We start from the raw sequence: 23,891 nt of genomic DNA, 5'->3' as shown, positions 1-23,891 counted from the left end.
CGGATGCACGTCGAAAACACTGTATGATTGCGCCGCGAGCCAATTTTCCGACGGACGCCGATGCCGATTTTTTCAGTCAAGCACACAACCGTCTATCGCTATAGCCGGAAGGTGAGCTTTGGCGAGCACCGGCTGATGTTCAGGCCGCGCGACAGTTTCGATCAGCGGCTAATCGACCACGCTCTGTCCGTGGCCCCCGAGCCGAAGGAGGTTCGCTGGATCCATGACGTTTTTGGCAACTGCGTTGCGGTGATCGATTTCGAGGGTTCGGCCAATGAACTCCATTTCGCGACAGACATTCGGCTCGATCACACGCCGCAGCATGCGCCAGACTTCCGCATCGATGAGGCCGCGCTGAATTATCCGTTCTCTTACGATCCCGACGAGGCGGCCGACCTCGCGCAAACAATGGAGCGCCATCATCGCGACGACGGCGACGAGGTCGGCAAATGGGCGCGACAGTTCGTCAGTGCCGCGGGGCGCACCGAGACCGGCAAACTGCTGATGACGCTCTGCTACGCCATCCACGAGAGCTTCGTGTATTCCCGTCGCATCGAAACCGGAACGCAGCCGCCGCTCATGACCTTGCATCTGCGCAAAGGCACATGCCGGGACTTCGCGCTTTTCATGATGGAAGCGGTCCGCTCGCTCGGCTTTGCGGCCCGCTTCGTGACCGGCTATGTCTATGTGCCGAGCCGCGACAGTGATGCTATCCGCGGCGGAGGCTCCACGCATGCCTGGTGCCAGGTCTATTTGCCCGGAGCCGGTTGGATCGAGTTCGATCCAACCAATGGCATCGTCGGCAACCGGGATCTGATCAGGATAGCCGTGGCTCGCCATCCCCGGCAGGCCATCCCACTTTCGGGAAGCTACTCCGGCAACGCCTCGAGTTTTCAGGGGATGACCGTTGAGGTGAAGGTGGCGAAGGAAACCGACGGCAACAAAGATTAGCTGCGTCCGATGCATTCCGGAACTGTTCAGGCTGCCCGGTTTAGCTCGAAAAGGCACACGAGGGACGACCATGCCGCGGCGGAAACAACTTGAAGAAACGCTTCGCGACCCATACCATGCCAGGTCATGGTGAAGTCTGATCAGGAGGTCAGTGGAACCGGTCAGATTTTTGAGCCAGTGCAAGGTAGGGAGGATAATTATGGCTTCCGAAGTACAGGCAAACAATGGCGTTAACGTAGCGGCGCTGCTCGACGCGCGCGAAGCGCTTACCAACGCCCCGGAGGCCGCGCAGTTCAAGTGGCGCGCGGCTTGCGAATGGAAGGATGGCACCCACAGCCACTCGACGGTCGAGAGCTTCTACGGTCTCGGCCAGGACCAGCATCGCAAGACCACCTTCGCATTCGATGCCGACCACCCGGAGGTCTTCGCGTCCTTGGATCAGGGCGCCACGCCTGTCGAATACGTGCTGGTCGGGCTGGCGAGTTGCCTGACCGCCGGCATCGCCGCGGTTGCCCAGAACCGGAACATCCAGTTGAAGTCGGTGAAGGCGACCATCGAAGGCGACATGGATATCGCCGGCATACTCGGCATCGACAGCGACGTCCGCAACGGCTTCAGCGGTATCACGGTGAAGTACAACATCGACGCCGATGCCAAGCGCGAGGACATCGTGGCTCTCGTCGCTCAGTCGCAGAAGCGATCGGCGGTCTATGACATTGTCACCAATCCGACGAACGTCACGGTCGTGGTGAATTGAAAGGCGCTTCGAGCCGTAGACTCTCCCGATAAGAGGGCGCGATTAGTTCCGTCACCACAGTGATCGTCGGCGCAGGGCACGCGGGGCTCGCGATGAGCCGCTGCCTCGCGGAGCGCTCTATCGACCATGTGCTGCTGGAGCGCGGCGAGATCGCCCATACCTGGCGCACCGAGCGATGGGATTCGCTGCGGTTGCTCACCCCGAACTGGCAGAGCCGGCTGCCGGGCTTCCGCTATGATGGCGACGACCCCGACGGCTACCGGACGATGCCGGAGGTGATCGACTTCCTCGGGAACTATGCCAAGGCGATCTCGGCTCCGGTCAGGACAAACACGACCGTTACCTCGGTTCGCAGCGACGGGGCGGGATATCTCGTGCGCACCGACCGCGGCGAGTGGCGGTGCCGGACCGTGGTGCTGGCGTCGGGCGCGTGCAACGTCGCGCGCCTGCCCGATTTCGCCGTGCGCGTACCGCCGTCGGTCGCAATGCTGACGGCGCAGTCCTACCGCAATCCGGGTCAGGTCGCCGACGGTGGAGTGCTGGTGGCCGGCGCGTCGGCCAGCGGCACCCAGATCGCACAGGAGCTGCAGCGTTCGGGGCGCCAAGTGACCCTGTCGGTGGGCGAGCACATCCGGGCGCCCCGCGTCTATCGCGGCAAGGACCTGGAATGGTGGATGGACGCCGCCGGCGTGCTCGACGAGCGCTACGACGAGGTAGACGACATCAGGCGGGCGCGACGGGTTCCTTCGCTGCAGCTTGCCGGCACCCCCGGCCGCACCACCCTCGACCTCAATGCGCTGGTCGACCTCGGCGTCAGGCTCGTCGGCCGTCTCGCTGGCATCACCGAAGACGGCAAGGCCCAGTTTGCGGGGTCGTTGCGCAACATGTGCGCGCTTTCCGATCTCAAGATGGCCCGGCTGCTCGACCTCCTTGACGAATGGGCGCGCGCCAACGGCCTCGACGCTACGGTCGGCCCGCCGGATCGCCTGCCGCCGACCCGTGTCGAGGACAACCCGCCGCTCGGCCTCGACCTCGCCGGAGGCGCGATCAGGACGATCATCTGGGCCACCGGCTACCGGCCGGACTATTCCTGGCTGGAGCTGCCGGTCCTCGACCGCAAGGGCCACGTCCGCCACGACGGCGGTGTTGCGGAACATCCGGGCATGTACCTGATGGGGATGCAGTTTCTGCGCCGCCGCAAGTCTGCGCTGATCGACGGCGCCGGCGACGACGCGCGTGATCTCAGCGACCATCTGGCGTCGTACCTCAGGCAAAATTCAATCGGCTAGCAGAATCAACAATCTAAGACCAAGGGAACAGATTGGTTGGTAGTGTCTCAGTTTGAAAGCGTGTCGCCCCTTAGCCGTCATCTTCGATAGTGCCGCCGACCTCATCTCGCAGCAATCTCAGCAGGCTGAGTACGACTTCATCCTTCGTGAGGTGGCGTCCGCTGATATCAACCTGAACATCCCCGTTTGCTTCTAAATTGACGTAGGCGATAGCATCGCGCCCACCTATTGCTGGGAGCAGCCAGGGATGCCGCTGGCCAGGAAGTAGTCGATCCAGCTCCGCTTCAGTCTGGGCCTTCCCTGCGGTTCCCACTAGGAAATACGACTTCATGCGTTCTGATAGACTGATCGTTCTCGAATTTCAAACTGAGACACTACCTGCTGGTTGCCCCAGCAACGGCGAATTCCCGCGACCCTGCAATCATATTCCCAAGTGCAACTTCGGCTTCCAGAAGGGGCGGAACAACTCTATCTTGGGACAGCGGTTCATCACCACTTTCAAGCCCGCTTCCTCCGCCAAACGGGCGGCAGCGTCATCGCGCACCCCAATCTGACCCCACAGAACCTTGGCATTGATTGCAATGGCCTCCTGTGCAACTTCCAGCAGATCTTCGGAGCGGCGAAAAACCTCAACCATATCGACAGGCCGGTCGATGGCCGCCAGTGACGGGTACACCTTGAGCCCTCGAATTTCATCCAGGCCGGAACTCGGGTTGACCGGGATCATGTCATAGCCGGTTTCGTGCAGCACCCTGAGAACGCCATAGGAAAACTTGGTCTTGTCGGGGCTCGCCCCCACCATGGCGATGGTTTTGACCGATTTCAGAATGTCTTGCAGATAAGCCTCCGAATAGGGCTCATCATGGTTCATATGGGTCATTTCTTGTCTTCCAACGGGGTCGCGATATCGGCTTTCAATTCATGCGGGGCCAAGGGGTCAAGGAAGGGGTTGCGATAGAGCTTGTCGTGGCTTTCAACGCCGACCTCCAGCGTGCAGTCGCTCATCGGGCGGGCGACGCAGAGGATTATGTAGCCATTGTTGATCTGGCGGTTGTTCAGCGCCCGCTGCGCCTTCTGATTGACTTTGCCGCTGATCATCTTGGCCGCACAGCTTATGCAGCCGCCATACTTGCACCCGTAGGGCAGGTCCACGCCCTGCTCGCGCAAGCTTTGCAAGAGGGGCGTGCGGTGATCGACGTCAAAGGTCGCGCCGCCTTGATTGGCGAGGGTGATGGTGAAGCTGGTCATACCCAGATGTCACTCGTGCAATCACCGCCGGGATAACGGGTTTCGTGGCAGCGGCTTGGTCCATTTGGTTCCTTGCCAAAATCAACGACGAACAGCGGATCGATTTCCATGCCGCCTTTTTCCGTATCGCAATTGACCATCAGCATGCATCCGCCATTGGTGCGGATTTCCGGATAGAACTGATTGTCCCAGGTCGAGAACAATGAGGTCGTCACGTAGAGGCGCTTGCCGTCGAGGCTGAGCTGTATCATCTGCGGCCCGCCAGTGACTTTCACGCCATTGACCTCGGGCGCACGGCCGAGAAGTCCGCCCATCCACACTTGTCCGGTAAGCTTGGCGTTGTGAGGGTCCGAGATATCATACTGACGGATGTCGCCATGCAGCCAGTTGCACAGATAGAGGTATCTATCGTCCATGCTGAGCAGAATGACTGAGATTACGCCCGGTATTGGTATCGGCCATTCGGGATGCGGCTCATTGCCGACATCGACGATTTTTTCCCATTGCCAGTCACCCGCCGCATCCTTCCACCAATGGATGATGTTTGCAGAAAGGGCCGCGCCAACAAAGCCGTGGCTGCTGTCGGGATTATGATGGAACCGCACTTCCAGCGGGATCAAGCCATCTTCACCGAGATAGAATGTATGCTTTGGCTCCTTCTTTTCAAAATCCCAGAAATGGATCTCCCGGCCATATTTCAGATGGCCAACCTCTTCCAGGTCAAAGCCAGGCATGAAGGTATTAGGCGCGGCCCACTCCGAGCTGACCATTACGTTGTGTCGCGGCTGGTACCAGAAATCATAACCAAACTTGATACTGCCCATGGAGTTTTCCCAACGGCCGACAATCTCGAACTCCTTGCTGAGTTGCAAATAGCCGCCGGGGGCATTGCCTTGAGCGTCGCCTAGCATGGAAACGATGATGTCCGAGCCGAGGCAATGCACTGTGTGTGGTGCCGACAGGTTGGTCCTGGCTTTGATTTCAGCGCCGTCTATGACCTTGAACAGTGTCGGATTGCGCGGATCGGTACCGCAATCGACAATATGCAGATTGGACGAGCGCACACCCGGCACAATCAGATATTTCCGCTCCATGCTCGCATCGCCATGGCACGACGAACAGGCATTCCAGCCCGAGTGATGAAGCTCATCGCCGATACCCGGCATTTGCAAACGTGAAATCACCTGGCTGTAGGTCGAACTCTCCGGGTCGACATCGATGGTGCACAAATAGTCCGGCTTCTGGATGCCCGTGCCGGTGTAGATGGCAATCGTATAGAGCAGCTTTTCGCGAGGTGCCGTCATCGCCTCGGCTGGAGAAGCATAGCCCGGTCCACAGCAATGATTGGTCATGGGTACTTCCCTTTGAACAGATCACTGGCCAGCCCCAAGGGGGCAAGCAGGAATGTTAGTGCATGCTTGCCGTTGGCGCTACGGCCGCGGTGGCCGGTGAAGCGCGCAGCGTACATCTGTTGAAGCGCACATCCTTTTCGGTCCAAGCCAGCGGCGTTCAGCATCGCTACGGCGCAGCCAGAGCTCTAGCCTAGGAAGACTTGCTTCCTCAAACTGCTGCCTCGATCGGCTCGGCAAGCTTCGGGTTTGTGCGCGCAGCGATCAGGCAGCCGGCGACGATCAGGCATGCTCCTGCCAGCGTGGTCCAGGATGCCGTCTCGCCGAAGAAGAACCAGCCAAGTGCGATCGCCCAGATGAAGGCCGAGTATTCCGTTGGGATCAGATATTGCGCTTCGGCGCGGGCGTAGGACCAGCTCATCAGGAATTGGCCGCCAAGCGACAGGACGGTCACGCCGGCCAAGGGTAGCCAGAGATTGGTCGGCAAGGCGACGGCGAGCCACGGTGCGGCGCAGCCGAGGACGACTGCAATTGCAAGGCTCTGGAAGAACATGATCTCGCTTGGTTTGGCCAATAGCGCCTGTTGCCGGGCGAGAACCAGATTGTAGCCGTAGAACACCGTCGACATCAGCACCGCTGCCGTGCCAAGCAGCGCATCTTGCGAATAGCTTTCTTGCCCAAACTGGCCGGCCATTATGATCACGACGCCCGCGATGCCGGCCATCGATGCCCAGATGGCCTGCCGCCGGATTCGTTCGCCCAGCAATAGCGCGGCGAGGAAAAGCGCGAACAAGGGCGCAACGAAGCTAAGTCCGATCGCCTCCGCGAGCGGCAGCCTCGCAAGCCCCCAGAAGAATGATATCAGAACGATACAGATAATCGCGGCGCGCAGCGCATGCAGCCTCAGCACCGAAATGGTTGGCTGCGAGCGCGGCCCTGCCGACCACCCTGCGCCCGCGACTGCAGTGGCGAGCATGCTGCGCCACAGCACCGTATTGTAGACGCCTATGGCGATAACCAGGGTCTTCATCGCAGCATCCATCACGGACAGGAGGAAGATCGCCAGCGCGCATACAAGCACCGGGATCATCGGGGAAACGGCGCCTGTCTGGCTGGAAATCTTCACGGCTTCACTCATGTGACGGATTGCAGCCGATATCGTAGAGCAAGCGGCAGGACCAGATGGCAGCCTCCTCGATATGGCGGTCCAACCGAAAGATGTCCGCCGGGAGCGCACACGATCCCTCGGTGGGACCGAAAGGTTGCCTCTGGCGCAGGGCGAGTCTGACTGATGCGCGTTCCGCTCCGCCAGCAGATGCCGGAACGCGTCGAGCGTTTCGTCGTGGCGGCTGGCTTGAGGGCGGAAAATTGAAGTCTGCATGCTGCTCATTGGCAACGAATGATGTGGCCGAACGTTGGGCAGAAGTGGCACCGAGAACCCGAAGGCGCGTGAGCCAGAAGATAGTCCGAGGTTGGTGAACCCAGAGGATTTCCCGCGTCTTGGCTCTACAGGCGATTGGATCGCCAGGGAGAAGGAAATGGCTGAAGGTCATACCAAACCAAGCGGGCCGGATCTGGTGCAGGGCATCGCATTCTCCGAGCTTCCCGATGGCGGAAAGCTGGTAGGCCATTGCGGCGACGAGCAGGTGCTGCTGGTGCGCCGTGGGACCGAGGTCTTCGCCATCGCGGCGACCTGCACACATTATGGCGGGCCGCTCGTCGACGGTCTTGTGGTGGAGGATACCGTTCGGTGTCCCTGGCATCACGCATGCTTCGATTTGCGCACGGGCGAGGCCCTGCGCGCCCCTGCCTTCAATCAACTCGCCTGCTGGTCGGTGGAACTGCGCGATGATCGGATATTCGTGGGCGAGAAGCGCAAGCGGGCGGCACCGACGCCGCGCGGTGGCAGCACCGGCCACATACCGGAGAAAATCGTCATTGTCGGCGGCGGCGCGGCGGGTTTCGCAGCGGCCGAAAAGCTGCGGCGCGAGCATTTTCAAGGCAGCATCGTCATGTTCAGCAGCGATGCAGCGCCGCCGGTTGATCGGCCCAATCTTTCCAAGGACTACCTCGCCGGCAAAGCACCCGAGGACTGGATTCCACTTCGCGGAGAAAGCTTTTACTCAAAGAACGACATCGACCTGCGTCTCAATGCGAATGTCGCCAGCATCGATGCGCGCTCTGGCGAAGTTGTACTCGCCGACGGGGGGCGGGCTCCCTTCGACAAGCTGCTGCTTGCGACCGGAGCCGAACCGGTCCGCCTGACCATCCCCGGCGCCGACCAGCCTCATGTTCACACGCTGCGCTCGTTCGCAGATTGCAAGGCGATCATCGCACAAGCCACGACTGCGCGCCGCATCATCGTTCTTGGCGCCAGTTTCATTGGCCTGGAAGTTGCCGCGGCCCTGCGCTCGCGCGATATCGAAGTTCTTGTCGTGGCGCCGGAAAAACGGCCCATGGAGCGGATCCTGGGCCCGCAAATGGGCGACTTCATCCGCGCCCTCCATGAGGAGCATGGTGTCGTGTTCCATCTCGAGGACGCCGCGAGCAGCATTGACGGCAGCACGGTGAAACTCAACAGCGGCAAAACATTGCCGGCGGACCTTGTTGTCGCCGGCATCGGCGTGAAACCACGGGTCGGGCTCGCCGAACAGGCTGGGCTTGGCATCGACCGCGGTGTCGTGGTGAACGCGTTTCTGGAAACGAGCGCACCGGGGATCTTCGCGGCCGGCGACATTGCGCGCTGGCCAGATCCGTACAGTGGCGGGAACATTCGGGTCGAGCATTGGATCGTTGCCGAGAGGCAGGGGCAAACAGCGGCGCTCAACATGCTCGGCCATCGCGAGAAATTCGTCGCCGTGCCGTTCTTTTGGAGCCAGCATTACGATGTTCCCATCAATTATGTCGGCCATGCCGGGCAATGGGACGAGATCGCGGTCGATGGAGACATCACAGCCAGGGATTGCCTTTTGCGCTTCAAACGCGAAGGGCGGACGCTGGCTGTCGCGTCGATCTTCCGCGACATCGAGAGCCTGGAGGCCGAGCTGGAAATGGAGCGTCAGATGACCTGACGGCGGTAGCAGACAATTCAATAAAAATCAGGAGCTTAGCTGAAATTCTAGTCCGGTACCAATGTTCCCCCCGACAAGTCTGCCAAATCACCGCAGACACTGGGTGATGGCTATGAGATGGTCAATGACGACACGAATGCGGGCGGAACGGCCGATGTCGGGATGATAGATGAGCCACATTTCGCGCGTGGCTTCCTCGCTCTCAGCCACGCATCGCAGATCTTTTGCCTCCTCGACCAGCAGATGGGGCAGCGCCGCCAGCCCCATCCCGGCCCGGGCGGCCGAAATCAACGACACCAGATCGTTGGCAAGCATTACAATCGGGCGTCCTTGCGTGATTTTGCGCAGCCAGCGCTGCTGCGGCGAGGCTTCAAGCGCTTCATCATAGGCGAGGAAGACCCGATCCTCCTCAACGACCTCGTCCAGATAGGTGCACGCACCATAGATTCCGTAGCGCAGACGCCCCAACTTTCGCGCCTTCAGGGCCCCGTTTGGTGGCCGTAAGAGCCGCAACGCGATGTCGGCCTCATGCCGGACCAGGCTTGCGTAGGCGGTGGCACCGACCACGTCGAGCACAATACCTGGATGATCCCTCCGCAAAGCGGCAAACCGCGGGACAAGCCAGAGGCTGGCGAAGGCAGGCGGCGCACTGATCCTCACCCGACCTTCGATCGCTGCTTCGCCACCTTGAAGGCGCTGAATTGAGGAAACGGCCTCTTCGAGCACGCCCACGCGCTCGGCAATGCGCTCGCCTTCGACGGTGAGGACATAACCGCGTGGCAGGCGATCGAACAGCTTCATGTTGAGCGCCCGCTCAAGGCTGTCGATCCGCCTTGCAACTGTCGAGTGGTCGATGCGAAGCCGGCGGGCGGTCGCCGAAAGATTGCCCTGGCGCACCAGCTCGGCAAAGAAGCGAAGGTCATCCCAATCCATATGCGAATTTTTGCACAGAATCTGCGCACGGATAAGGAATTTTCGGGCGGAGAGACTGCGCGCCTAATGGGTCACCTTACAGGAGATCAATCATGACCCTCAGCATTGCCATGACCGCCATCGGCGGCGTCGAGGTTCTCAAGCCGGTACGCGCGGATCTTCCGCCACCATCTGCGGGCGAGGTTCGGCTGCGCCAGACCGCGATCGGCGTTAACTTCGTCGACATCTACCAACGCATGGGCCTCTACCCCGTGCCTGCCATGCCCGCCGTTCTCGGCGTGGAGGGCGCCGGCGTTGTGGAAGCCGTCGGGGCCGATGTGAAAATGCTTCGCAAGGGCGACCGTGTCGCTTATGCAGGCCTGCCGCTGGGCAGCTATGCGGAGGCCCGCAACTTGCCGGCGAACAGGCTGGTGCACATTCCCGACGGCATCGACGACGATGTCGCGGCGGCCGCCATGTTGCGCGGCGTGACCGCGCACATGTTGCTGCATCGCGTTTGCCCGGTGCGGCCGGGTATGGTGGTGCTTGTGCATGCCGCCGCAGGTGGATTGGGATTGATTCTAACCCAATGGGCAAAGCGTCTCGGCGCAACAGTGATCGGCACGGTCGGCTCGCACGAAAAGGCCGAAATCGCGGTGAGCCATGGTCTCGATCACGCGCTCCTATATCGCGAAACCGATTTCGTCGCCCAGGTGCGGCGTCTGACCGACGGCGCCGGCGTCGATGTGGCTTACGACGGCGTGGGCGGCGAAACGCTGACCCGCACGCTCGATGCCGTGAAGCCTTTCGGAATGATCGCGAGCGTCGGCCAGGCCAGCGGAACGCTGCCCGCGATCGCACTTGGCGAGTTGGGACCCCGACGGTCATTGTCGATTGCACGGCCCAGTTCTTTTGCCTATGCCAACGACCCTAAATCCTACGCTCTCGCCGCGACGGGCCTGTTCGAGGAGCTTGGACGAGGCCTGAAGATCAAGATCGGCATCGAGCTCCCGCTCGTCGAAGCGGCCAAGGCCCAAGCGCAGCTCGAGATGGGCGCGACCGTCGGCTCGATCCTGCTGAGACCGTGAACCAACTGCCTCTACCCCACGCTTTTGGCAAGCATTTCTCGCTTTCCGCGAATGTCTGGAAGGGGTCGTTGGAAGACCTTCCGCCACTCCTACCTCTGCGCCACCACCTGCCTGAACACCGCCTTCTCCACCTCCGGCTCCAGCGACTCCGCAAACGGCGTCGCGAGATGATGCCGGTCGCGGTAGGCCAGCTTGCCGTTGATGTACACGTGGCAGGTGGTGCGATCGCAGAACTGGTCGGTCATGTCGATATAGTTGGCATTGGGCACCGAGCGTACGATGTCGCGCTCCACCGCGGCTGCCGCGTCGTTGGCGGCGTCGGTCCGCTTCTGGTCGCAGAGCGAGGGCGCTTCGCCCCGCCACAGCGCTCTGGCCACGCAGGTGTCGACATGCTCCTCGTTGAACGGCACGTCGCGGATGAAGGCGACTTTCAGCCCGGCCTGGCTGAAGGCTGAAAGCGTCGCGCGCAGGCCATCGCGCCACCGAGCGTCCTGGTCGGGCGGGATCTGGGCGTCGGGCGACATCTTGCGCGAACTCGCCAGCGCGATTTCCGAGATCACCACCAGGCTCGGCCGCGCCGCGATGATCTCCTTGATCGACTGCGCGCGCCATTGATCGCACTCGGTGTAGTCGCGCTTCAGCTTGGTCACCCACACCGTCAGCCGCGAGGCCCGGCAGGAGGATTTGAGGAAGGTGACCACCTTGGTGTCGTTCTTCCTCGCCGCCGCGATCAGTGGCGTCGACCAGTGGTCGGCATGTGAATCGCCGAACAGCGCGATCGTGCGCGGCGCATTCTTGTCGCCGAACTCGCAGGGCTTTGGCGTCACCGTCTCGTAGTCGAGCACGCAGCCGACCTTGGCGCGCGCGGTGGAGGGGCGCGCCGCACTCTCGGCGATGTTGCGCTGCACCGGGTCGAGGTCGCTGACGGCGAGCTGCGCATTGGCATAAGCGGCTGCGACGCCGGTGCCGGTCAGGAGGACGGCCGGCACCAGCGCCCGCGCCGCATTGGCCATAAGCCAGCCATTGCGGCGGATCGGGTTCTCGATGACATGATAGGTGAAGAGGGACAGCGCCAAGGTCAGCGCCATGCAGCCGAGGCGTTGCAGCGGCGTCAGCTCGGGCACCAGCATCGCTGCATAGACGATCACCGGCCAGTGCCAGAGATAGAGCGAATAGGACAGCTTGCCGACCCATTGCAGCGGCGGCAGCGCCAGGGCGGCACTCGGTCCGCTGTTGGCGCGCAGCTCGGCATTGGCGGCACCTGCCAGCAGCAGCATCACCGTGCCGGCCACCGGCAGCAGCGCCATGAAGCCGGGGAAGGGCGCCTCCTCGGTGAAGTTGAGATAGGCGCCGGCGATCAGTGCCAGACCCAGCCACGCCAGCGGCGCGCCAAGCCGCGGGCGCTCACGCCAGAACGAGGCCGGCACCATGGTGGCGAGACCGCCGGCGGCGAATTCCCAGGCGCGCAGCGGCGAGAAATAGAACGCCCAGGGCTGCGCCACCGTGGTCAGCCAGGCGCAGACGGCGAACGAGACGAGGCCGGCAAGGCCGATCACCAGCATCGCCGCGCGCTTGCCGGGGGCGAGCCACGCCGCCAGCATCAGCAGCGCCGGCCAGGCCAGATAAAACTGCTCCTCCACCGACAGCGACCAGAAATGGATGAATGGGTTGCTGGTCGCGTCCGCGGCGAAATAGTCGAACGACCAGCGGATCAGCCACAGATTGATCATGTAGGCCGAGGCGAACATCGCGCCCTTGGAATAGAGCGACTGCTCCTCCGGCGAGAGCACGAAGGCGCCGGCCACCAGCGTGGCGAGGATGACGAACAGCGATGCCGGCAAGAGTTGCCGGGCGCGCCGCGCGTAGAAGCGCCACAGGTTCAGCCGCCCGGTCTCGGTAATCTCGGTCAGCAGGTGTTTTGTGATCAGATAGCCGGAGATGACGAAGAAGATGTCGACGCCGGTGAAGCCGCCGGGGAGCGACGTGAGGCCGAAATGGAAGGCGATCACGCCCACCACCGCCACGGCGCGCAAGCCTTCGATATCAGGCCGGAACGATGCTGACACGATTGTTGAACCTCGCGCTGGTGCATGACCCCGAACCGATGGTCCGCACCGGCGAGAGACAGCTCGCCGGGGATCACACGTGCTGCAGCGCCTCCGCGCGCATCGAACGCGCGGCGCCACAGCCGTTGACAGCCCGCCCGTGTCAAAGACTCGCGCCTATGGCCCGATACCGCAATGCAACATATTTAACGCAGTGCAACATAATTGGAGGTTTGCTCCCTTCCCCCCGTTCACGGGGAGAAGGACGCTCTCACCACCGCTTTCGCCAATCTCCGACATTTGCGGTCGGCCCCCGCGTTGCCCGCGCCCGCCGCATCGGCTATGCACCCGCCAGCCAATGCCGGCGCAAAATGGATCCTGACCATGACCAACCCCACCATCCTCAAATTCGGCGCCGTCGACAATGCCGAGGCCGGCGATCTCGCGGGCTGGGTGGTGGTCGAGGGCAAGCCGACGATGAGGACCGCCGTCCAGCACACCACCGCCGACGGCAAGGTGATGTCGGGCACCTGGCAGGCCACCCCCGGCACCTACCACGCCACCTACACCGACTATGAATTCGTGCACATGATCGCGGGCCGCATCATCATCACGCCCGACGGCGGCGCGCCGGTCGAGGTCGGTCCCGGCGATGCCTTCGTCGTCGAGGCCGATTTCAAGGGCACCTGGAAGATCGTCGAGCCGGTGACCAAGCATTTCGTCGTCAGGGTTGATTGAGCCAAGACCGCGCCGCCCCTTGTCCGTCTGCGCCAGCCTTCTCCCCGCAAGCGGGTAGAAACGGCTGCCGCACCATGGCTGCAGCGCCTTTATTTGACGACGACGCCTGATCGTTCCGCCCGGCTCGTTATGCCCCATCAGGACAAGTTGCACGCCAACTAATTATGCCGGATCATGTGCCCGCAGGGCGGAGGCATCGAGTGGCGGTCAATCGGCGAAACGGCGTACACCCGGCGGGTTCCGGGCTGGCGGGCATCCTGTCGGCGGCCAGCGTGCATCCGCGCACCGCCTTGCCCACGGTCGCTTCCGTGGTGACGGCGGTCGCCGCCCTCTATTTCGGGCGTGAGGTCTTCCTGCCGATCGCCATCGCGCTGCTGCTCACCTTTGCGCTTGCCCCGATGGTCTCGGTGCTGAAGCGCATTGGCATTCCGCGCCTGCCTGCCGTCATCGTCAGCGTGCTCGGCGCCTTCGCGGCACTCGCTCTGTTCTCCGTCATCGTCGCCACCCAGGTCAGCGAACTGGCCCAGAACATTCCGACCTACCAGATCAACATCCTGACCAAGGTCCGCTCGCTCAAGGAGACCGGGGTCGGCGGCGGCATCGTTTCCAGACTGAGCCGCGTGATCGAGCGCGTCGGCCAGGAGATCGAGCGCCAGGAGCCGCAACTGCCATCCGCGGCCGAGACACCGAAACGCGAACCCCTGCCGGTCGAGATCGTCGCCCGCGAAAGGCCGCTCGAAGTGCTGCAGAACCTGGTCGGCCCGCTGATCAGCCCGCTGGCCTCGGCCGGCCTGATCGTCGTCGTCGTCATCTTCATGCTTTTGGAGCGGGAGGACCTGCGCGACCGCTTCATCCGCCTTGTCGGCTATGGCGACCTGCACCGAACGACGCAGGCACTGCAGGATGCCGGCACCAGGGTCGGCCAGTATCTGCTGATGCAGCTGGTGGTGAACATCGTCTACGCCGTGCCTATCGCCATCGGCCTCTGGGTCCTGGGCATACCCAATGCGCTCCTGTGGGGCCTGCTGGCGCTGGCGTTGCGCTTCGTTCCCTATATCGGCCCGGTCATCGGCGCGCTGCTGCCTTTGTTCCTGGCGCTGGCCGTGGCGCCCGGCTGGTCGCTGCTCTTGTGGACTGCCGGCCTGTTCGTGGTGATGGAGCTTGTCACCGGCAACGTCATCGAACCCTGGCTGTATGGCTCGCGCACCGGGCTGTCGCCGCTCGCCATCATCGTCGCGGCGATCTTCTGGACCTGGCTCTGGGGACCGCTCGGCCTGGTCCTGTCGACGCCGCTCACCGTCTGCCTGGTCGTGCTCGGCCGGCACGTGCCGCAGTTCGAATTTCTCGACGTCCTGTTCGGCAACGAGCCGGTGCTCGAGCCGCATGCCCGGCTCTACCAGCGGCTGCTGGCGGGCGATCCCGACGAGGCCACCGACCATGCCGAGGAAATGCTGGAGGAGAAATATCTGGTCGACTTCTACGACAAGGTCGCCATTCCCGCCTTGCTGCTCGGCGAGCAGGATCGTGTCCGTGGCGTCATGGACGAGCAGCAGCGGCAGCAGGTGGCGGCCAGCGCGTTGATGCTTGTCGCCAATCTCGACGACAGCGCACGCGAGGAAGCCGAGGAGGTCGATGAGCCGGCCGTGGCCGACGAGGCCGCTGCGAACGGGGGCAAAGACACCGCCGGCGAGGCCGAGGCCGAACTGCCCGACGGCACCGGCATGTCGGTGCTGTGTGCCGGCGGGCGCGGCGAGCTCGACGATTCCGCCGCCGCCATGCTGGCGCAGGTGCTGGAAGTCCAGGGCGCGACGGTGTCGAAGGCAAGCTTTGCCGATATGGAGCCCGCCGGCATTCGCCGCCTCGAACTCGACGCCGTCGACAGCGTCGTGGTCGGCTTCCTCAACCGCGATTCCGTCAAGCACGCTCGTTTCCTCGTGCGCCGGCTGAAGCGCGCCAGGCCGGCGCTGCGGGTCGGCATCGTGTTCTGGTCGGAGGCCGGCAACAACGACAGCGAGGCAGCAGCCAAGCTGGCCGGCGATCTCAACGCCGATTTCGTCGCCTATGGCATGGTCGATGCCGGGCTGGGCGCGTTGACCGACGCGCCGCCGGTCAAGCTCAAGCTCGCCGCCAAGCGTCGCTTGCGGCGACGCCCGCCGGCGCGGAAGAAGGCGGCGCTCGCGGTAGCGAGCTGAGGCTCCCTCGGAGTTATTGCCGGGAGGCGAGCGAATGTCTGCGCGAAAATCGCCCCGCGGGCAATCAGGCCTTCTTCAAGAACTCGGTCTTCAACACCAGGCCCTTTACTTGCTTGGTGTTGCACTCGATCTCGCCGGGATTGCCGTTGAGGCGGATGTTCTTCACCAGCGTGCCGCGCTTGATCGTTTCCGACGTGCCCTTGACCTTGAGGTCCTTGATCAGGGTGACGGAATCGCCCTCGTTCAGCGGCGTGCCGTTGCTGTCTCTGGCGATCGCGTCGGTCATGTCTGGTCTTTCATCGGGTTCAGTGGAGGCGTCCGGCCTATCGCGCGGATGGCGGTGCGGTCAAGCGCACCACCTCACTCCGATATCAGCACCTTCGGCCTCGAGCCGGTGATCCGGTCGAGGCTGCCAAGCTCGCGCTTGAGGCTGCCGGGCATCGAGAGCCCGACCTTCCTGGCGGACAGGCGGCGTGACGCCCGTCGCAGGCGACCTACTGGAAATTGAGATACAGTGCCGGCGGATACTGCGATCCGTCGGTGGCCGGCGCCCTTGTGCCTGCGGGCGTGATGCCGCCCGTCGGCGTGTTGTCGAGCGGCGGCCGGCTTTCCTCGGTCGTGGGCGCCGTCGCGGCGGCGACTGGCGCCTTTGTCTTGGCCTCCACCGTTTGCGACAGTGCAAGCACGACGAAGAGTGCGGATAGCGCGCGTTTCATGACAGGTTCCCCTCCTTGTGTCCGCGACCCGGGTACCGGGTTGCCGAATTCATTCCTTGAAACCGGCGGCGTCGAGCAGGACGACCTGCTTTCCGTCGATGTAAAAGCGTATCGAATGCGCGTCGCCGTCGACTTCGATGCGCGTCGGCTGGATGCCAGGAGCAGGCTTGACATAGGTCGCTGCCGCGCGCGAGCTGATCCCCGCAGCTGCTCGCGATGGTCCGTTCGGCCCGAAGGTCAGGAACAGCACTATCGCGGCGCATCCAGCCGCAGCCGCGATAGAGGGCATTGTGGGAAAAGCAGTCCGGGACATCGATCCGTTCCTTCCTTGTTGAGTGCCGTGAAAGCTCAGTTTTCGCCGATTGCTCCAACTGAGCGTGTCACGGGTTCGACGAAGGAAGGGATGGCGTGCCCGCCCGCGCAAATGCGAGTTTGATGATGGTTCCCTTGCCCTCGATCAGCTTAGCGCTGGCCGCGGCGCCGAACAGGTCGGGTGTGCGGAACTTCGTGGAATTCTTTGGAATTCCAGGCATATTAGCATGTGGAAAAATACGGCGGCAGGAATTGGCCATCCGTGTTATGCGTGCAGCGGGCATTGAGGGGCAGTTGTATGGCACAGCATATCGCGCAGAAGCTGCGCCTCACGTCTGCATTGCTCGGGACCGTCAGCCGCAAGGATCTGGCGGCGGCATTCCGGCGCGTCAATCCGAAGACGGCCTTCGATCTCGGCCGCGCCGACAAATGGCTGCAGGGCCGCGCGCAGCCGCGTGATCACAGCGTCTATGACGATTGGGCCAAGCTCCTGCGGCTGGCACAGCCAGGCGTCTGGATCGCCGAGAGCGACCTGGCGAGCTTCACCGCCGAAATCTGCACCCAGCACGGCGTCGACAGGGCGGAGCTAGAGCGCCACGCCGGCGCTCAGTTCGAGACCTCGTCCACCCATGAAGAGCGCAGCCTCGTCTTCGCGCTCGCCGGAACCTACGCATGCTATTCGCGCGCCTGGTCGCCCTATTATCGCGGCCACTTCATCAAAGGCATCCTGTCGATCGAGGCAGGGCCTGGCCTGCATGGCCTGACCGCCACCTATCGTGAGGCCTTGCCGACCGGCCAGCTGGTGCTTGGCGGCCCGGTCACGCCGGCCAAGCGCGGTCTCTACGTGCATCTGAGGGAAGTTGGCGGCGATGCCCAGTTCTTCCTCAGCCTGTTCCCGCAGTCGCGGCCGGGAAGCGCGCTTGGCGGCTATATGTGCGGCACCGCCATCATCGGCCCGGAGGCGCAGCCGTCGCTGACAAGAATCCTCCTCGTGCATCTGCGCGACCTGGCGCCCGGCACCGCTTCGTGGGGCGGATACCTGCTGCCCGACCAGTCGATCACCGGGGATCTGGCATTGCTCGGCATGGCAATAGAGCAGCCGGAGCAGGTCGACCGGCAGCTCACGCGGTTCCTGGTTGGGGGCAGCGACGGCGGCGTCCACCAGATCCCGCCGATCGAGTTCCGCGCCATCCTCGACGTCTTCGATCGCCATTGGCTGAGCCACGCCGGCTAGAGGCGCCTCACGTCCAGAAATACCGTACCGTGTGAAAAAACACCGGGGCGGCGAAGACCAGGCTGTCGGCGCGGTCCATCATGCCGCCATGGCCCTCGATCAGATGCCCCCAGTCCTTAACGCCCTGGTCGCGCTTGATAGCCGAGGCGACCAGCCCGCCGAGAAATCCCATCAGGCAGGCGACGAGGGCAACGGCCGCCGCCTGCAGCGGCGAGAACGGCGTCAGGAACGACAGCAGCGCGCCGAGCAGGCTCGATGCCGCGAGCCCGCCGAGCAGCCCTTCCCAGGTTTTTGAGGGCGAGACGGCCGGCGACAGCAGGTGTTTTCCGAACAGCTTGCCGAAAATGTACTGCAGCACGTCGCTGCCTTGCACGGTGATGATCAGGAAGGCGATCAGCAAGAGGCTGCGGCCCTCGAAGCCGGGTACGTTGAGCGTCAGCAGCGCCGGCACGTGGCTGACGCAGTAGACGGAGATCATCACCGCCCATTGCTGCGCCGAGACGCGCTCGAGGAAGCGCTCGGTGTCGCCGTTAAGCGCGGTGATCGCCGGCATCAGCAGGAAGCAGTAGACCGGGATGAAGATGGTGAAGAGCCCGTACCAAGCGGTCCACACCAGCCAGTACTGGAACGGGATGATGATGCCGAACATGCCGAGCAGCACCCAGTGGTCGCTGCGCCGGCTGTGCGTCAGCGTCACGAACTCGCGCAGTGCGGCAAACGAGATCAGCGCGAACAGGATGGTCATGCCGGTGCGGCCGAAGAAGAAGGCGACGGTGATCGCCACCACCATCACCCACCAGGCATTGATGCGCTGGGTGAGGTTGACCAGCGTCGAGGACAGCGGCTTCGGCGCCCGCCACGACAGGATGCCGGCGACGAGGCTGGCCGTGGTCAGCACGCCGACCAGGCCGATCACCAGGATCATGGTTTCATGCATCGGCGGAAGTGGCATCAATCGTCTCGATCCGGGCGGGGGTTGAGCGCAAGCAGCGTCTGGCGGGCGCGCTCGAGGAAGGCGCGGCGGTCCTCGCCAGGCGCGATGGTCACCGCCGGGCCGAAGACGACACGGCAGAGCAGCGGCACCGGCAGGAACTGGCCCTTGGGCAGCACGCGCGACATGTTTTCGATCCAGCACGGGATCAACTCGACCTCCGGTCGCGCCATCGACAGATTGTAGAGGCCGGAGCGGAACGGCAGCAGCTTCTCGTCCGACGTGTTGCGGGTGCCTTCGGGAAACAGGATCAGCGAATGGCCCTGGTCGAGCACCGAGAGCATGATCGAGATCGGATTCTGCGCCTCGTCGGTCCACTGCCGGTGGATCAGCACGGACGACAGCATGTCCTCGGCGATGTAGCGGCGCAGCCGCGACTTGCCCCAGTATTCCGCCGCCGCCACCGCATGGGTGCGGGCCCGCACCTTTTCGCTGAGGCAGGCCGAGAGCAGGATGAAGTCGCCATGGCTGGCATGGTTGGCGAAGTAGATGCGCTGCCGCTCCGACGGCTGGCTGCCGTTCCAGATCGGCCGCACCCCCGTCGCCACCCAGGCCAGCGCCGACAGGCCGACCGAGGTCACCGTCTGCAGCAGAGTAAACGTGTTGGCGCGGAGGTGGAGCTTGGTCATCGAAGGGCTCATAGGAATGCCGCCACGAGCGACGCCGCCGCAAACAGGGCAAAGGCGAGGCGCTGCTTCATCAGCAGGCGGCGCGTGCCCGCGATGCGCTGGTCGAGCGAGCGGGTGGCGGCAGGCGCCGGCTTCAGCCGCATGCGCGCCAGCACATCGTCGATCGCCGCTCCGCCTTCGGTCTCGCTGTCGTGGCTCGCCATCAGTCGGAACAGCAGCGCATCGAACAGGATGAGCATGGAGAAGGCGAGGGTGGCCAGGGCGCCCACCGCCGCCACGAACCAAGCCGCTGCCGACAGCGGCATCGCCTGCGGCCCGGTCGTCGACCCGATAACGGGCGCGGCAAGCAGGCAAGCCGCGATCGCCAGCAGCGGCCACGCCGCCTGCACCATCAGCCCAGCGGCGAAGGCGCCGGCCTTGTCCTGATAGGCATTGCTGGTCATGCCGCTTCGTCCACCCCGGTGTGAATGTGCACCGGACGGCCGGATGCCGCGAGCAATTTCCGTGCTTGTGCTGCCGTGTGCGTGCGGCCGGTGGCGACCAGCCATTCGGCGACGACGCCGGCGCTACGCTGGAAACCGAGCGCGCAGCAGACCAGCACCGTGCCGCGCTTGCGCGCCGCCTCGATCGCAGGCATGGCTTCGGCAAGCCTGTCTGCAGGCGGCGCCACGAGGTCAAGCATGGCAAGGCTGGTCCAGAGGCAGGAACTGCCGCGCGGTCGTTCCAGTTCGGCGGCAAGGTCAACGACCGTGCCGAAGCCACCGGCTTCGCTGGCCGTCGGAAAGCGGCCGAGGAACACGCCGTCGCTGACCGCCACATGCGCCGGCAGTTTTCGTGTCCACGCCCACAGATTGATCCGGGCGCCGAGCCGGTAAGGCCAGAGCACGATGCGGCTGGCCAGCGGCACAGTGCCGTCGGTGGCCTTCTGGAACACTTTGACCCCGGCTCCGGCATAGGCGAAAGCGACGATGGCCAACGTCAAAGCCGGCCACAAAAGGATCAGCGCGACGGCCGAGACGAAAGCACCCAAAGCAGCACCCGCCAGTGCCAGAGCCGCGCCCAGCGCATAGAACCGCGCCAGCCGCCTGGCCTTCGGGTCGGCGGTCAGGCGGAAGCCGGCGAAAGGCAATTCGCCCTTGGCCGGGAACAGCCACAGCGCAAAAAAGCCGAGCAGCGCCCCGGTCGGGATGTCGATGAAATGATGCTGCCAGGTTGTCAGCACCGAAGCGCCGATCAGGAAGCACCAGACGTGCCAGACGACGCTGGTGATGCCGCTCAATCTTTGACGCCAGTGGTCCCAGATGATCACCAGCAGCGCGATGTGCAGCGACGGCGCCTGGTTGAACGGCTTGTCGAAGCCGCCGAGCACCGCAAACAGGAAACCGGGCAGGCCAGAGGTTTCCGGCCGCACGAAGGTCGCCTTCAGCGGGAACAGGATGAAGCAGGTGACCGCGACGGCTTGCGCCGTCAGATAGCGGCCGGCAAGGCGGTCGACGCCGTTCTTCGTATCGTTGAGCAGCAGTGACAGGCCGTAGAACAGATTGATCGACCAGTAAGGCACGATCGTCCAGGCCATGAACGGGATGTCGCGCTCCCACCAGAAGACGATGCTGCCGACATCGTCGCGCCGCGACGCCAGCCAGTTGGCGAAGCCATAGGTTGAGTAGAACAGCGGCGCCAGCAGTGCCAGCCAAAGCGCGGCCCTGAGCAGGATAGCGCTGAAGGGATCTTTCAGCCGCTCGGCCGCAATGGGGGCAGGGGCAGGGTCTGCGGCAGGCACGGCCATGCTCAGACGCGCCGCGCGACCGAGACGGTGAAGATGCCCCATTGGTCGATGCGTTGGTCGATCTTCTCGAAGCCGGCAGCCGCCACCAACTGGTCCATCTCGCCCTGCGTGCGCCGCCGCATCACCCACGCCTGGCCGCCGCGATGCGAAGTCAGGCTGCGCGCGATCATCTCCAACTGCGGGTGCCAGGGCTGGTTGGTGTAGATCAGCAGGCCGCCGGGCTGCATGGCGCTGGCCAGTCCGCCGAGCGAACGCGCGATCATCGCATTGTCGGCAAACAGCTCGTAGAGCCCGGAGACGATGGCAAGGTCCGGCGCCGGCTTGAGGGAGGCCAGCATTTTTGCGTCGAAGGCGTCGGCCTTGCGGAAAGAGACGCTGGTTGGCAAGTTCCGGTCGGCGATCAGCTTCGAGCCCAGCCCGACATTGATGTCGGAATAATCCTGCAGCCGCACGCTCGCCGGCGGCTCGGCGCATTTGGCGACGGCGTCGAGCACGTAGCGGCCATGGCCGGCGGCGATGTCGACGATGTTGACAGGGCGGCCGGCCGCCTTGAGCGCTGCGACAGCATTACCGATCAGCTCTTCCAGGTGGAGCTTGCGCTGGCGGATGCCGCGCCAGCCGATGGCGTCGAGGAAGGTGCGGTCGATCATGCGGCCGATGAAGCCGATGCCGCGCGCCTCGTTCTCATAGACATAGTCGAGCGTCGAGCCGGAATCGAAGCCGGTGGCGATGCCTGTCTTCATGCCGGGCGACAGCCAGGCGCCCATGCGGATCGAGGCGCGGCTCATGGCCCAGTAGAGACCCTTGGGCGACAGCAAGGGCAGCGGCGAAGCAAGGTGGTCGGCCTCGTCGCGCGTGTAGCCGGCGCGGTCGGCGCCGGTCAGGTCTATCGCCTTCTCCGGCGCCGCGAACTGTTTTTCCAGGAACGGCCGGATCAGGTCGAGCGCCATCTTGCGGTCGCGCTCGCCCAGCGTGTCGTGGAAGAAGCCGGGCAGCACATGCCGCTCCTTGGCGGGGCTCGCCAGGTTGACGAAGAACTCGTGCTGCGGTCCGTGCCGTACCACCCAGTCGGCGCCGGAGATCAGGAGCTGCGTCGGCACGGTGATGGCGCTGGCGTCGGAAACGATGCGCGCGGCATGGGTGTAAAGCTCTACCAGGATGTTGGAGGCGATCGGCCGCGTGATCAGCGGATCGGCTTCGAAGGAGGCGATGCGCTCGGCATCATGCGTCAGCAACTTCGCCTTGACGTAGGAATTGACGAAGAAGCGGCCCTTGAGCTTCTGCCACAGCGCGATGCCCTCCTTGGCGAAGGGCACGTAGAGCTTGACCGAAAAGGCCGGCGAGGCCACCACCATCGCGCGGATGTCGGGTGCATAGTCATGCACCCAGGCGGCGGTCAGCACGGCGCCGAAGGATTGCGCGATCAGCGCGATGTCGCGCTGGGTAAAGCCATCCCTGCCGATCTCGCGCACGAAACAGTCGATGTCTCGCACCAGTGCGGCAAAGGACGGCGCATAGCCGCGCTCGCCGGCCGAGCGGCCATTGCCGCGCGCGTCCCAGGCGTAGAAGGCATGGCCGGGCATGGCCAGTTCGTCGACCAGATGCGCCATGCGTCCGCCATGCTCGTGGCCGCGATGGAACAGCAGGATAGCGCCCTTGGCGGGTTCCCCGACGGCCGGCCAGTAGCGATAGAAGATCTCCGTGCCGTCATGGGTCCTGAAAGTCCGCTCCTCGGCCACCCGCTTCCCGTCGGCGACAGTGATGTTCTGTTCGTGAAGCATGGCGGTCCCCTCGATGCTGGTCATCGGTCGCCTCTAAGGCCGCTGCGTATCCGGTTGATGGCGGTCGCCAGCGACAGTGTAGCCATGGCCGGAAACACAAAGGGTGTAAGGACTTGCACCCACAGCCCGCAGGCGATGAGGACGCCGATAACACCGAGTGCCAGCGCCCGGTCGCTCTTGCCGAACGGGCCGGCATAGTTGCGGCCCGTGCCGGCCGCGACGCCGAGCACGCCGGCATATTCAACGATGATCGCGGCAATCGCAAAAGCGACGACGCCCCAGACAGGGAAGGCGACGGCGAAGGCGAGGATCAACGCCAGGTCCGAAACAACGTCGCAGAGTTCGTTGAGATACATGCCGAGCCTGGAGGCTTGCCCATGCTCCCGGGCGAGCATGCCGTCGATAGCGTTGAGCGCCATGCGCGCGAACAGCACCGCCGGCATCAGCAGGAAGACCGCGCGATGATCGGCAAACACGGCGACCACGACGCCGGTGGCGAGCGAGAGTGCTGCGGCAAGAAGCGTAATCTGGTTGGCGGTAACGCTGGCTCTTGCCAGCCAGTCGGCAAACGGCCTCAGCCTCGCCTGGAAGGCCGGTTTCAACGCATAGAGCGTCGGCATCTGCGATTCCCCAACCCGTGCCTCAATCCGGCGAAGATGGTCAATCGGCGGACAAGACGCAAGGGGCGGAGGTGCGCTGTCTTCTGTACCGTTGCGGCGCCGGAAATCACGGCGCCGTGGCTGTCGAGCATCGCGGCGGCGCAAATGCAAGCATGCTCGTACTTTAGCGAATGCTTGACAAA

The 23,891-nt window shown here is 63.8% G+C and carries 25 protein-coding genes; 8 read left to right on the top strand and 17 right to left on the bottom strand.

Going from position 1 to position 23,891, the window contains the following annotated elements:
- Positions 1-60 precede the first annotated feature (60 nt).
- From AC1RUK_RS16325 to AC1RUK_RS16315, 3 genes are all read left to right on the top strand, one after another.
- On the top strand, positions 61-951 hold the full coding sequence (locus AC1RUK_RS16325) for a transglutaminase family protein (RefSeq protein WP_481839482.1): 891 nt from the start codon (positions 61-63) through the stop codon (positions 949-951).
- A 199-nt stretch (positions 952-1,150) separates the two neighbouring features.
- Positions 1,151-1,708, top strand: coding sequence for an OsmC family protein (locus tag AC1RUK_RS16320; protein WP_481834797.1), 558 nt, complete (start codon positions 1,151-1,153; stop codon positions 1,706-1,708).
- A 59-nt stretch (positions 1,709-1,767) separates the two neighbouring features.
- Positions 1,768-2,997, top strand: coding sequence for an NAD(P)-binding domain-containing protein (locus AC1RUK_RS16315; RefSeq protein ID WP_481840297.1), 1,230 nt, complete (start codon positions 1,768-1,770; stop codon positions 2,995-2,997).
- Between the two features lie 70 nt (positions 2,998-3,067).
- Here the strand turns inward: AC1RUK_RS16315 and AC1RUK_RS16310 are convergent, their stop codons facing one another.
- From AC1RUK_RS16310 to AC1RUK_RS16290, 5 genes are all read right to left on the bottom strand, one after another.
- Complete coding sequence (locus AC1RUK_RS16310) at positions 3,068-3,328, bottom strand: hypothetical protein (RefSeq protein ID WP_481834799.1); 261 nt, start codon at positions 3,326-3,328, stop codon at positions 3,068-3,070.
- Between the two features lie 90 nt (positions 3,329-3,418).
- Positions 3,419-3,868 carry a CoA-binding protein gene (locus tag AC1RUK_RS16305; RefSeq protein WP_181060517.1) on the bottom strand — a complete coding sequence of 150 codons (450 nt, stop codon included), beginning with the start codon at positions 3,866-3,868 and terminating at the stop codon, positions 3,419-3,421.
- Between the two features lie 5 nt (positions 3,869-3,873).
- Positions 3,874-4,245 (bottom strand): 2Fe-2S iron-sulfur cluster-binding protein, encoded by a 372-nt coding sequence (locus AC1RUK_RS16300; RefSeq protein ID WP_481834800.1) that lies wholly within the window; start codon positions 4,243-4,245, stop codon positions 3,874-3,876.
- Positions 4,242-5,597, bottom strand: a complete 1,356-nt coding sequence (locus AC1RUK_RS16295; RefSeq protein ID WP_481834801.1) for a selenium-binding family protein — start codon at positions 5,595-5,597, stop codon at positions 4,242-4,244. The genes AC1RUK_RS16300 and AC1RUK_RS16295 overlap by 4 nt, the downstream gene beginning before the upstream one ends.
- A 208-nt stretch (positions 5,598-5,805) precedes the next feature.
- Positions 5,806-6,732, bottom strand: coding sequence for a DMT family transporter (locus tag AC1RUK_RS16290; RefSeq protein WP_481834802.1), 927 nt, complete (start codon positions 6,730-6,732; stop codon positions 5,806-5,808).
- Positions 6,733-7,132: 400 nt separating this feature from the next.
- Here AC1RUK_RS16290 and AC1RUK_RS16285 point away from each other — a divergent pair, with 400 nt between their 5' ends.
- Positions 7,133-8,665 carry an FAD-dependent oxidoreductase gene (locus tag AC1RUK_RS16285; RefSeq protein WP_481834803.1) on the top strand — a complete coding sequence of 511 codons (1,533 nt, stop codon included), beginning with the start codon at positions 7,133-7,135 and terminating at the stop codon, positions 8,663-8,665.
- Positions 8,666-8,752: 87 nt separating this feature from the next.
- Here the strand turns inward: AC1RUK_RS16285 and AC1RUK_RS16280 are convergent, their stop codons facing one another.
- Positions 8,753-9,598, bottom strand: a complete 846-nt coding sequence (locus tag AC1RUK_RS16280; RefSeq protein WP_481834804.1) for a LysR family transcriptional regulator — start codon at positions 9,596-9,598, stop codon at positions 8,753-8,755.
- A gap of 110 nt (positions 9,599-9,708) precedes the next feature.
- Here AC1RUK_RS16280 and AC1RUK_RS16275 point away from each other — a divergent pair, with 110 nt between their 5' ends.
- Positions 9,709-10,665 (top strand): quinone oxidoreductase family protein, encoded by a 957-nt coding sequence (locus tag AC1RUK_RS16275; protein ID WP_481834805.1) that lies wholly within the window; start codon positions 9,709-9,711, stop codon positions 10,663-10,665.
- An 89-nt stretch (positions 10,666-10,754) separates the two neighbouring features.
- Here the strand turns inward: AC1RUK_RS16275 and AC1RUK_RS16270 are convergent, their stop codons facing one another.
- On the bottom strand, positions 10,755-12,731 hold the full coding sequence (locus tag AC1RUK_RS16270; RefSeq protein ID WP_481840296.1) for an acyltransferase family protein: 1,977 nt from the start codon (positions 12,729-12,731) through the stop codon (positions 10,755-10,757).
- Positions 12,732-13,094: 363 nt separating this feature from the next.
- Here AC1RUK_RS16270 and AC1RUK_RS16265 point away from each other — a divergent pair, with 363 nt between their 5' ends.
- Both AC1RUK_RS16265 and AC1RUK_RS16260 read left to right on the top strand, forming a co-directional pair.
- Positions 13,095-13,448 (top strand): cupin domain-containing protein, encoded by a 354-nt coding sequence (locus AC1RUK_RS16265; protein WP_481834807.1) that lies wholly within the window; start codon positions 13,095-13,097, stop codon positions 13,446-13,448.
- 200 nt (positions 13,449-13,648) lie between these two features.
- Positions 13,649-15,640, top strand: coding sequence for an AI-2E family transporter (locus AC1RUK_RS16260; protein WP_481834808.1), 1,992 nt, complete (start codon positions 13,649-13,651; stop codon positions 15,638-15,640).
- Between the two features lie 64 nt (positions 15,641-15,704).
- Here AC1RUK_RS16260 and AC1RUK_RS16255 read toward each other — a convergent pair whose 3' ends face one another.
- The 4 genes from AC1RUK_RS16255 to AC1RUK_RS16240 all read right to left on the bottom strand — a co-directional run bounded on the left by AC1RUK_RS16255 (position 15,705) and on the right by AC1RUK_RS16240 (position 16,928).
- On the bottom strand, positions 15,705-15,926 hold the full coding sequence (locus AC1RUK_RS16255; protein ID WP_436174148.1) for an alkylphosphonate utilization protein: 222 nt from the start codon (positions 15,924-15,926) through the stop codon (positions 15,705-15,707).
- 208 nt (positions 15,927-16,134) lie between these two features.
- Positions 16,135-16,356, bottom strand: a complete 222-nt coding sequence (locus AC1RUK_RS16250; RefSeq protein WP_481834809.1) for a hypothetical protein — start codon at positions 16,354-16,356, stop codon at positions 16,135-16,137.
- A gap of 49 nt (positions 16,357-16,405) precedes the next feature.
- The gene (locus tag AC1RUK_RS16245; RefSeq protein ID WP_436174150.1) at positions 16,406-16,669 is read right to left on the bottom strand and encodes a hypothetical protein; all 264 of its coding nucleotides are present in this window, start codon (positions 16,667-16,669) and stop codon (positions 16,406-16,408) included.
- Positions 16,670-16,736: 67 nt separating this feature from the next.
- A complete protein-coding gene (locus AC1RUK_RS16240) occupies positions 16,737-16,928 on the bottom strand; it encodes a hypothetical protein (protein ID WP_436174151.1) in 192 nt (63 codons plus the stop codon).
- A 38-nt stretch (positions 16,929-16,966) separates the two neighbouring features.
- Between AC1RUK_RS16240 and AC1RUK_RS16235 the strand changes: the two genes are divergently transcribed.
- Complete coding sequence (locus AC1RUK_RS16235) at positions 16,967-17,902, top strand: hypothetical protein (RefSeq protein WP_481840295.1); 936 nt, start codon at positions 16,967-16,969, stop codon at positions 17,900-17,902.
- Positions 17,903-17,909: 7 nt separating this feature from the next.
- Here the strand turns inward: AC1RUK_RS16235 and AC1RUK_RS16230 are convergent, their stop codons facing one another.
- The 6 genes from AC1RUK_RS16230 to AC1RUK_RS16205 are packed head-to-tail and all read right to left on the bottom strand — an operon-like array spanning position 17,910 to position 23,709.
- The gene (locus AC1RUK_RS16230; protein ID WP_436175141.1) at positions 17,910-18,839 is read right to left on the bottom strand and encodes a phosphatidate cytidylyltransferase; all 930 of its coding nucleotides are present in this window, start codon (positions 18,837-18,839) and stop codon (positions 17,910-17,912) included.
- Positions 18,840-18,853: 14 nt separating this feature from the next.
- On the bottom strand, positions 18,854-19,522 hold the full coding sequence (locus AC1RUK_RS16225; RefSeq protein WP_481834810.1) for a lysophospholipid acyltransferase family protein: 669 nt from the start codon (positions 19,520-19,522) through the stop codon (positions 18,854-18,856).
- Between the two features lie 8 nt (positions 19,523-19,530).
- Complete coding sequence (locus AC1RUK_RS16220; RefSeq protein WP_481834811.1) at positions 19,531-19,965, bottom strand: hypothetical protein; 435 nt, start codon at positions 19,963-19,965, stop codon at positions 19,531-19,533.
- On the bottom strand, positions 19,962-21,308 hold the full coding sequence (locus AC1RUK_RS16215) for a phosphatase PAP2/dual specificity phosphatase family protein (protein ID WP_481834812.1): 1,347 nt from the start codon (positions 21,306-21,308) through the stop codon (positions 19,962-19,964). The genes AC1RUK_RS16220 and AC1RUK_RS16215 overlap by 4 nt, the downstream gene beginning before the upstream one ends.
- 2 nt (positions 21,309-21,310) lie before the next feature.
- Positions 21,311-23,089, bottom strand: coding sequence for a bifunctional alpha/beta hydrolase/class I SAM-dependent methyltransferase (locus AC1RUK_RS16210; RefSeq protein WP_481839483.1), 1,779 nt, complete (start codon positions 23,087-23,089; stop codon positions 21,311-21,313).
- Between the two features lie 20 nt (positions 23,090-23,109).
- Positions 23,110-23,709 carry a CDP-alcohol phosphatidyltransferase family protein gene (locus AC1RUK_RS16205; RefSeq protein WP_481834813.1) on the bottom strand — a complete coding sequence of 200 codons (600 nt, stop codon included), beginning with the start codon at positions 23,707-23,709 and terminating at the stop codon, positions 23,110-23,112.
- Positions 23,710-23,891: the final 182 nt, after the last annotated feature.

Source organism: Mesorhizobium monacense (assembly GCF_056781675.1).
The sequence above is the reverse complement of the archived record's forward strand: the minus strand, read 5'-3'. Positions and strand labels throughout refer to the sequence as shown.

Excerpts from the sequence above, each read along its gene's own strand:
- AC1RUK_RS16300 (WP_481834800.1), bottom strand. The coding sequence starts at position 4,245 with ATGACCAGCTTCACCATCACCCTCGCCAATCAAGGCGGCGCGACCTTT.
- AC1RUK_RS16210 (WP_481839483.1), bottom strand. The coding sequence starts at position 23,089 with ATGCTTCACGAACAGAACATCACTGTCGCCGACGGGAAGCGGGTGGCC.
- AC1RUK_RS16275 (WP_481834805.1), top strand. The coding sequence starts at position 9,709 with ATGACCGCCATCGGCGGCGTCGAGGTTCTCAAGCCGGTACGCGCGGAT.
- AC1RUK_RS16255 (WP_436174148.1), bottom strand. The coding sequence starts at position 15,926 with ATGACCGACGCGATCGCCAGAGACAGCAACGGCACGCCGCTGAACGAG.
- AC1RUK_RS16320 (WP_481834797.1), top strand. The coding sequence starts at position 1,151 with ATGGCTTCCGAAGTACAGGCAAACAATGGCGTTAACGTAGCGGCGCTG.
- AC1RUK_RS16280 (WP_481834804.1), bottom strand. The coding sequence starts at position 9,598 with ATGGATTGGGATGACCTTCGCTTCTTTGCCGAGCTGGTGCGCCAGGGC.
- AC1RUK_RS16265 (WP_481834807.1), top strand. The coding sequence starts at position 13,095 with ATGACCAACCCCACCATCCTCAAATTCGGCGCCGTCGACAATGCCGAG.
- AC1RUK_RS16215 (WP_481834812.1), bottom strand. The coding sequence starts at position 21,308 with ATGGCCGTGCCTGCCGCAGACCCTGCCCCTGCCCCCATTGCGGCCGAG.
- AC1RUK_RS16235 (WP_481840295.1), top strand. The coding sequence starts at position 16,967 with ATGGCACAGCATATCGCGCAGAAGCTGCGCCTCACGTCTGCATTGCTC.
- AC1RUK_RS16290 (WP_481834802.1), bottom strand. The coding sequence starts at position 6,732 with ATGAGTGAAGCCGTGAAGATTTCCAGCCAGACAGGCGCCGTTTCCCCG.
- AC1RUK_RS16285 (WP_481834803.1), top strand. The coding sequence starts at position 7,133 with ATGGCTGAAGGTCATACCAAACCAAGCGGGCCGGATCTGGTGCAGGGC.
- AC1RUK_RS16245 (WP_436174150.1), bottom strand. The coding sequence starts at position 16,669 with ATGTCCCGGACTGCTTTTCCCACAATGCCCTCTATCGCGGCTGCGGCT.
- AC1RUK_RS16225 (WP_481834810.1), bottom strand. The coding sequence starts at position 19,522 with ATGACCAAGCTCCACCTCCGCGCCAACACGTTTACTCTGCTGCAGACG.
- AC1RUK_RS16325 (WP_481839482.1), top strand. The coding sequence starts at position 61 with ATGCCGATTTTTTCAGTCAAGCACACAACCGTCTATCGCTATAGCCGG.
- AC1RUK_RS16250 (WP_481834809.1), bottom strand. The coding sequence starts at position 16,356 with ATGAAACGCGCGCTATCCGCACTCTTCGTCGTGCTTGCACTGTCGCAA.
- AC1RUK_RS16205 (WP_481834813.1), bottom strand. The coding sequence starts at position 23,709 with ATGCCGACGCTCTATGCGTTGAAACCGGCCTTCCAGGCGAGGCTGAGG.
- AC1RUK_RS16305 (WP_181060517.1), bottom strand. The coding sequence starts at position 3,868 with ATGAACCATGATGAGCCCTATTCGGAGGCTTATCTGCAAGACATTCTG.
- AC1RUK_RS16240 (WP_436174151.1), bottom strand. The coding sequence starts at position 16,928 with ATGGCCAATTCCTGCCGCCGTATTTTTCCACATGCTAATATGCCTGGA.
- AC1RUK_RS16230 (WP_436175141.1), bottom strand. The coding sequence starts at position 18,839 with ATGCATGAAACCATGATCCTGGTGATCGGCCTGGTCGGCGTGCTGACC.
- AC1RUK_RS16220 (WP_481834811.1), bottom strand. The coding sequence starts at position 19,965 with ATGACCAGCAATGCCTATCAGGACAAGGCCGGCGCCTTCGCCGCTGGG.
- AC1RUK_RS16295 (WP_481834801.1), bottom strand. The coding sequence starts at position 5,597 with ATGACCAATCATTGCTGTGGACCGGGCTATGCTTCTCCAGCCGAGGCG.
- AC1RUK_RS16310 (WP_481834799.1), bottom strand. The coding sequence starts at position 3,328 with ATGAAGTCGTATTTCCTAGTGGGAACCGCAGGGAAGGCCCAGACTGAA.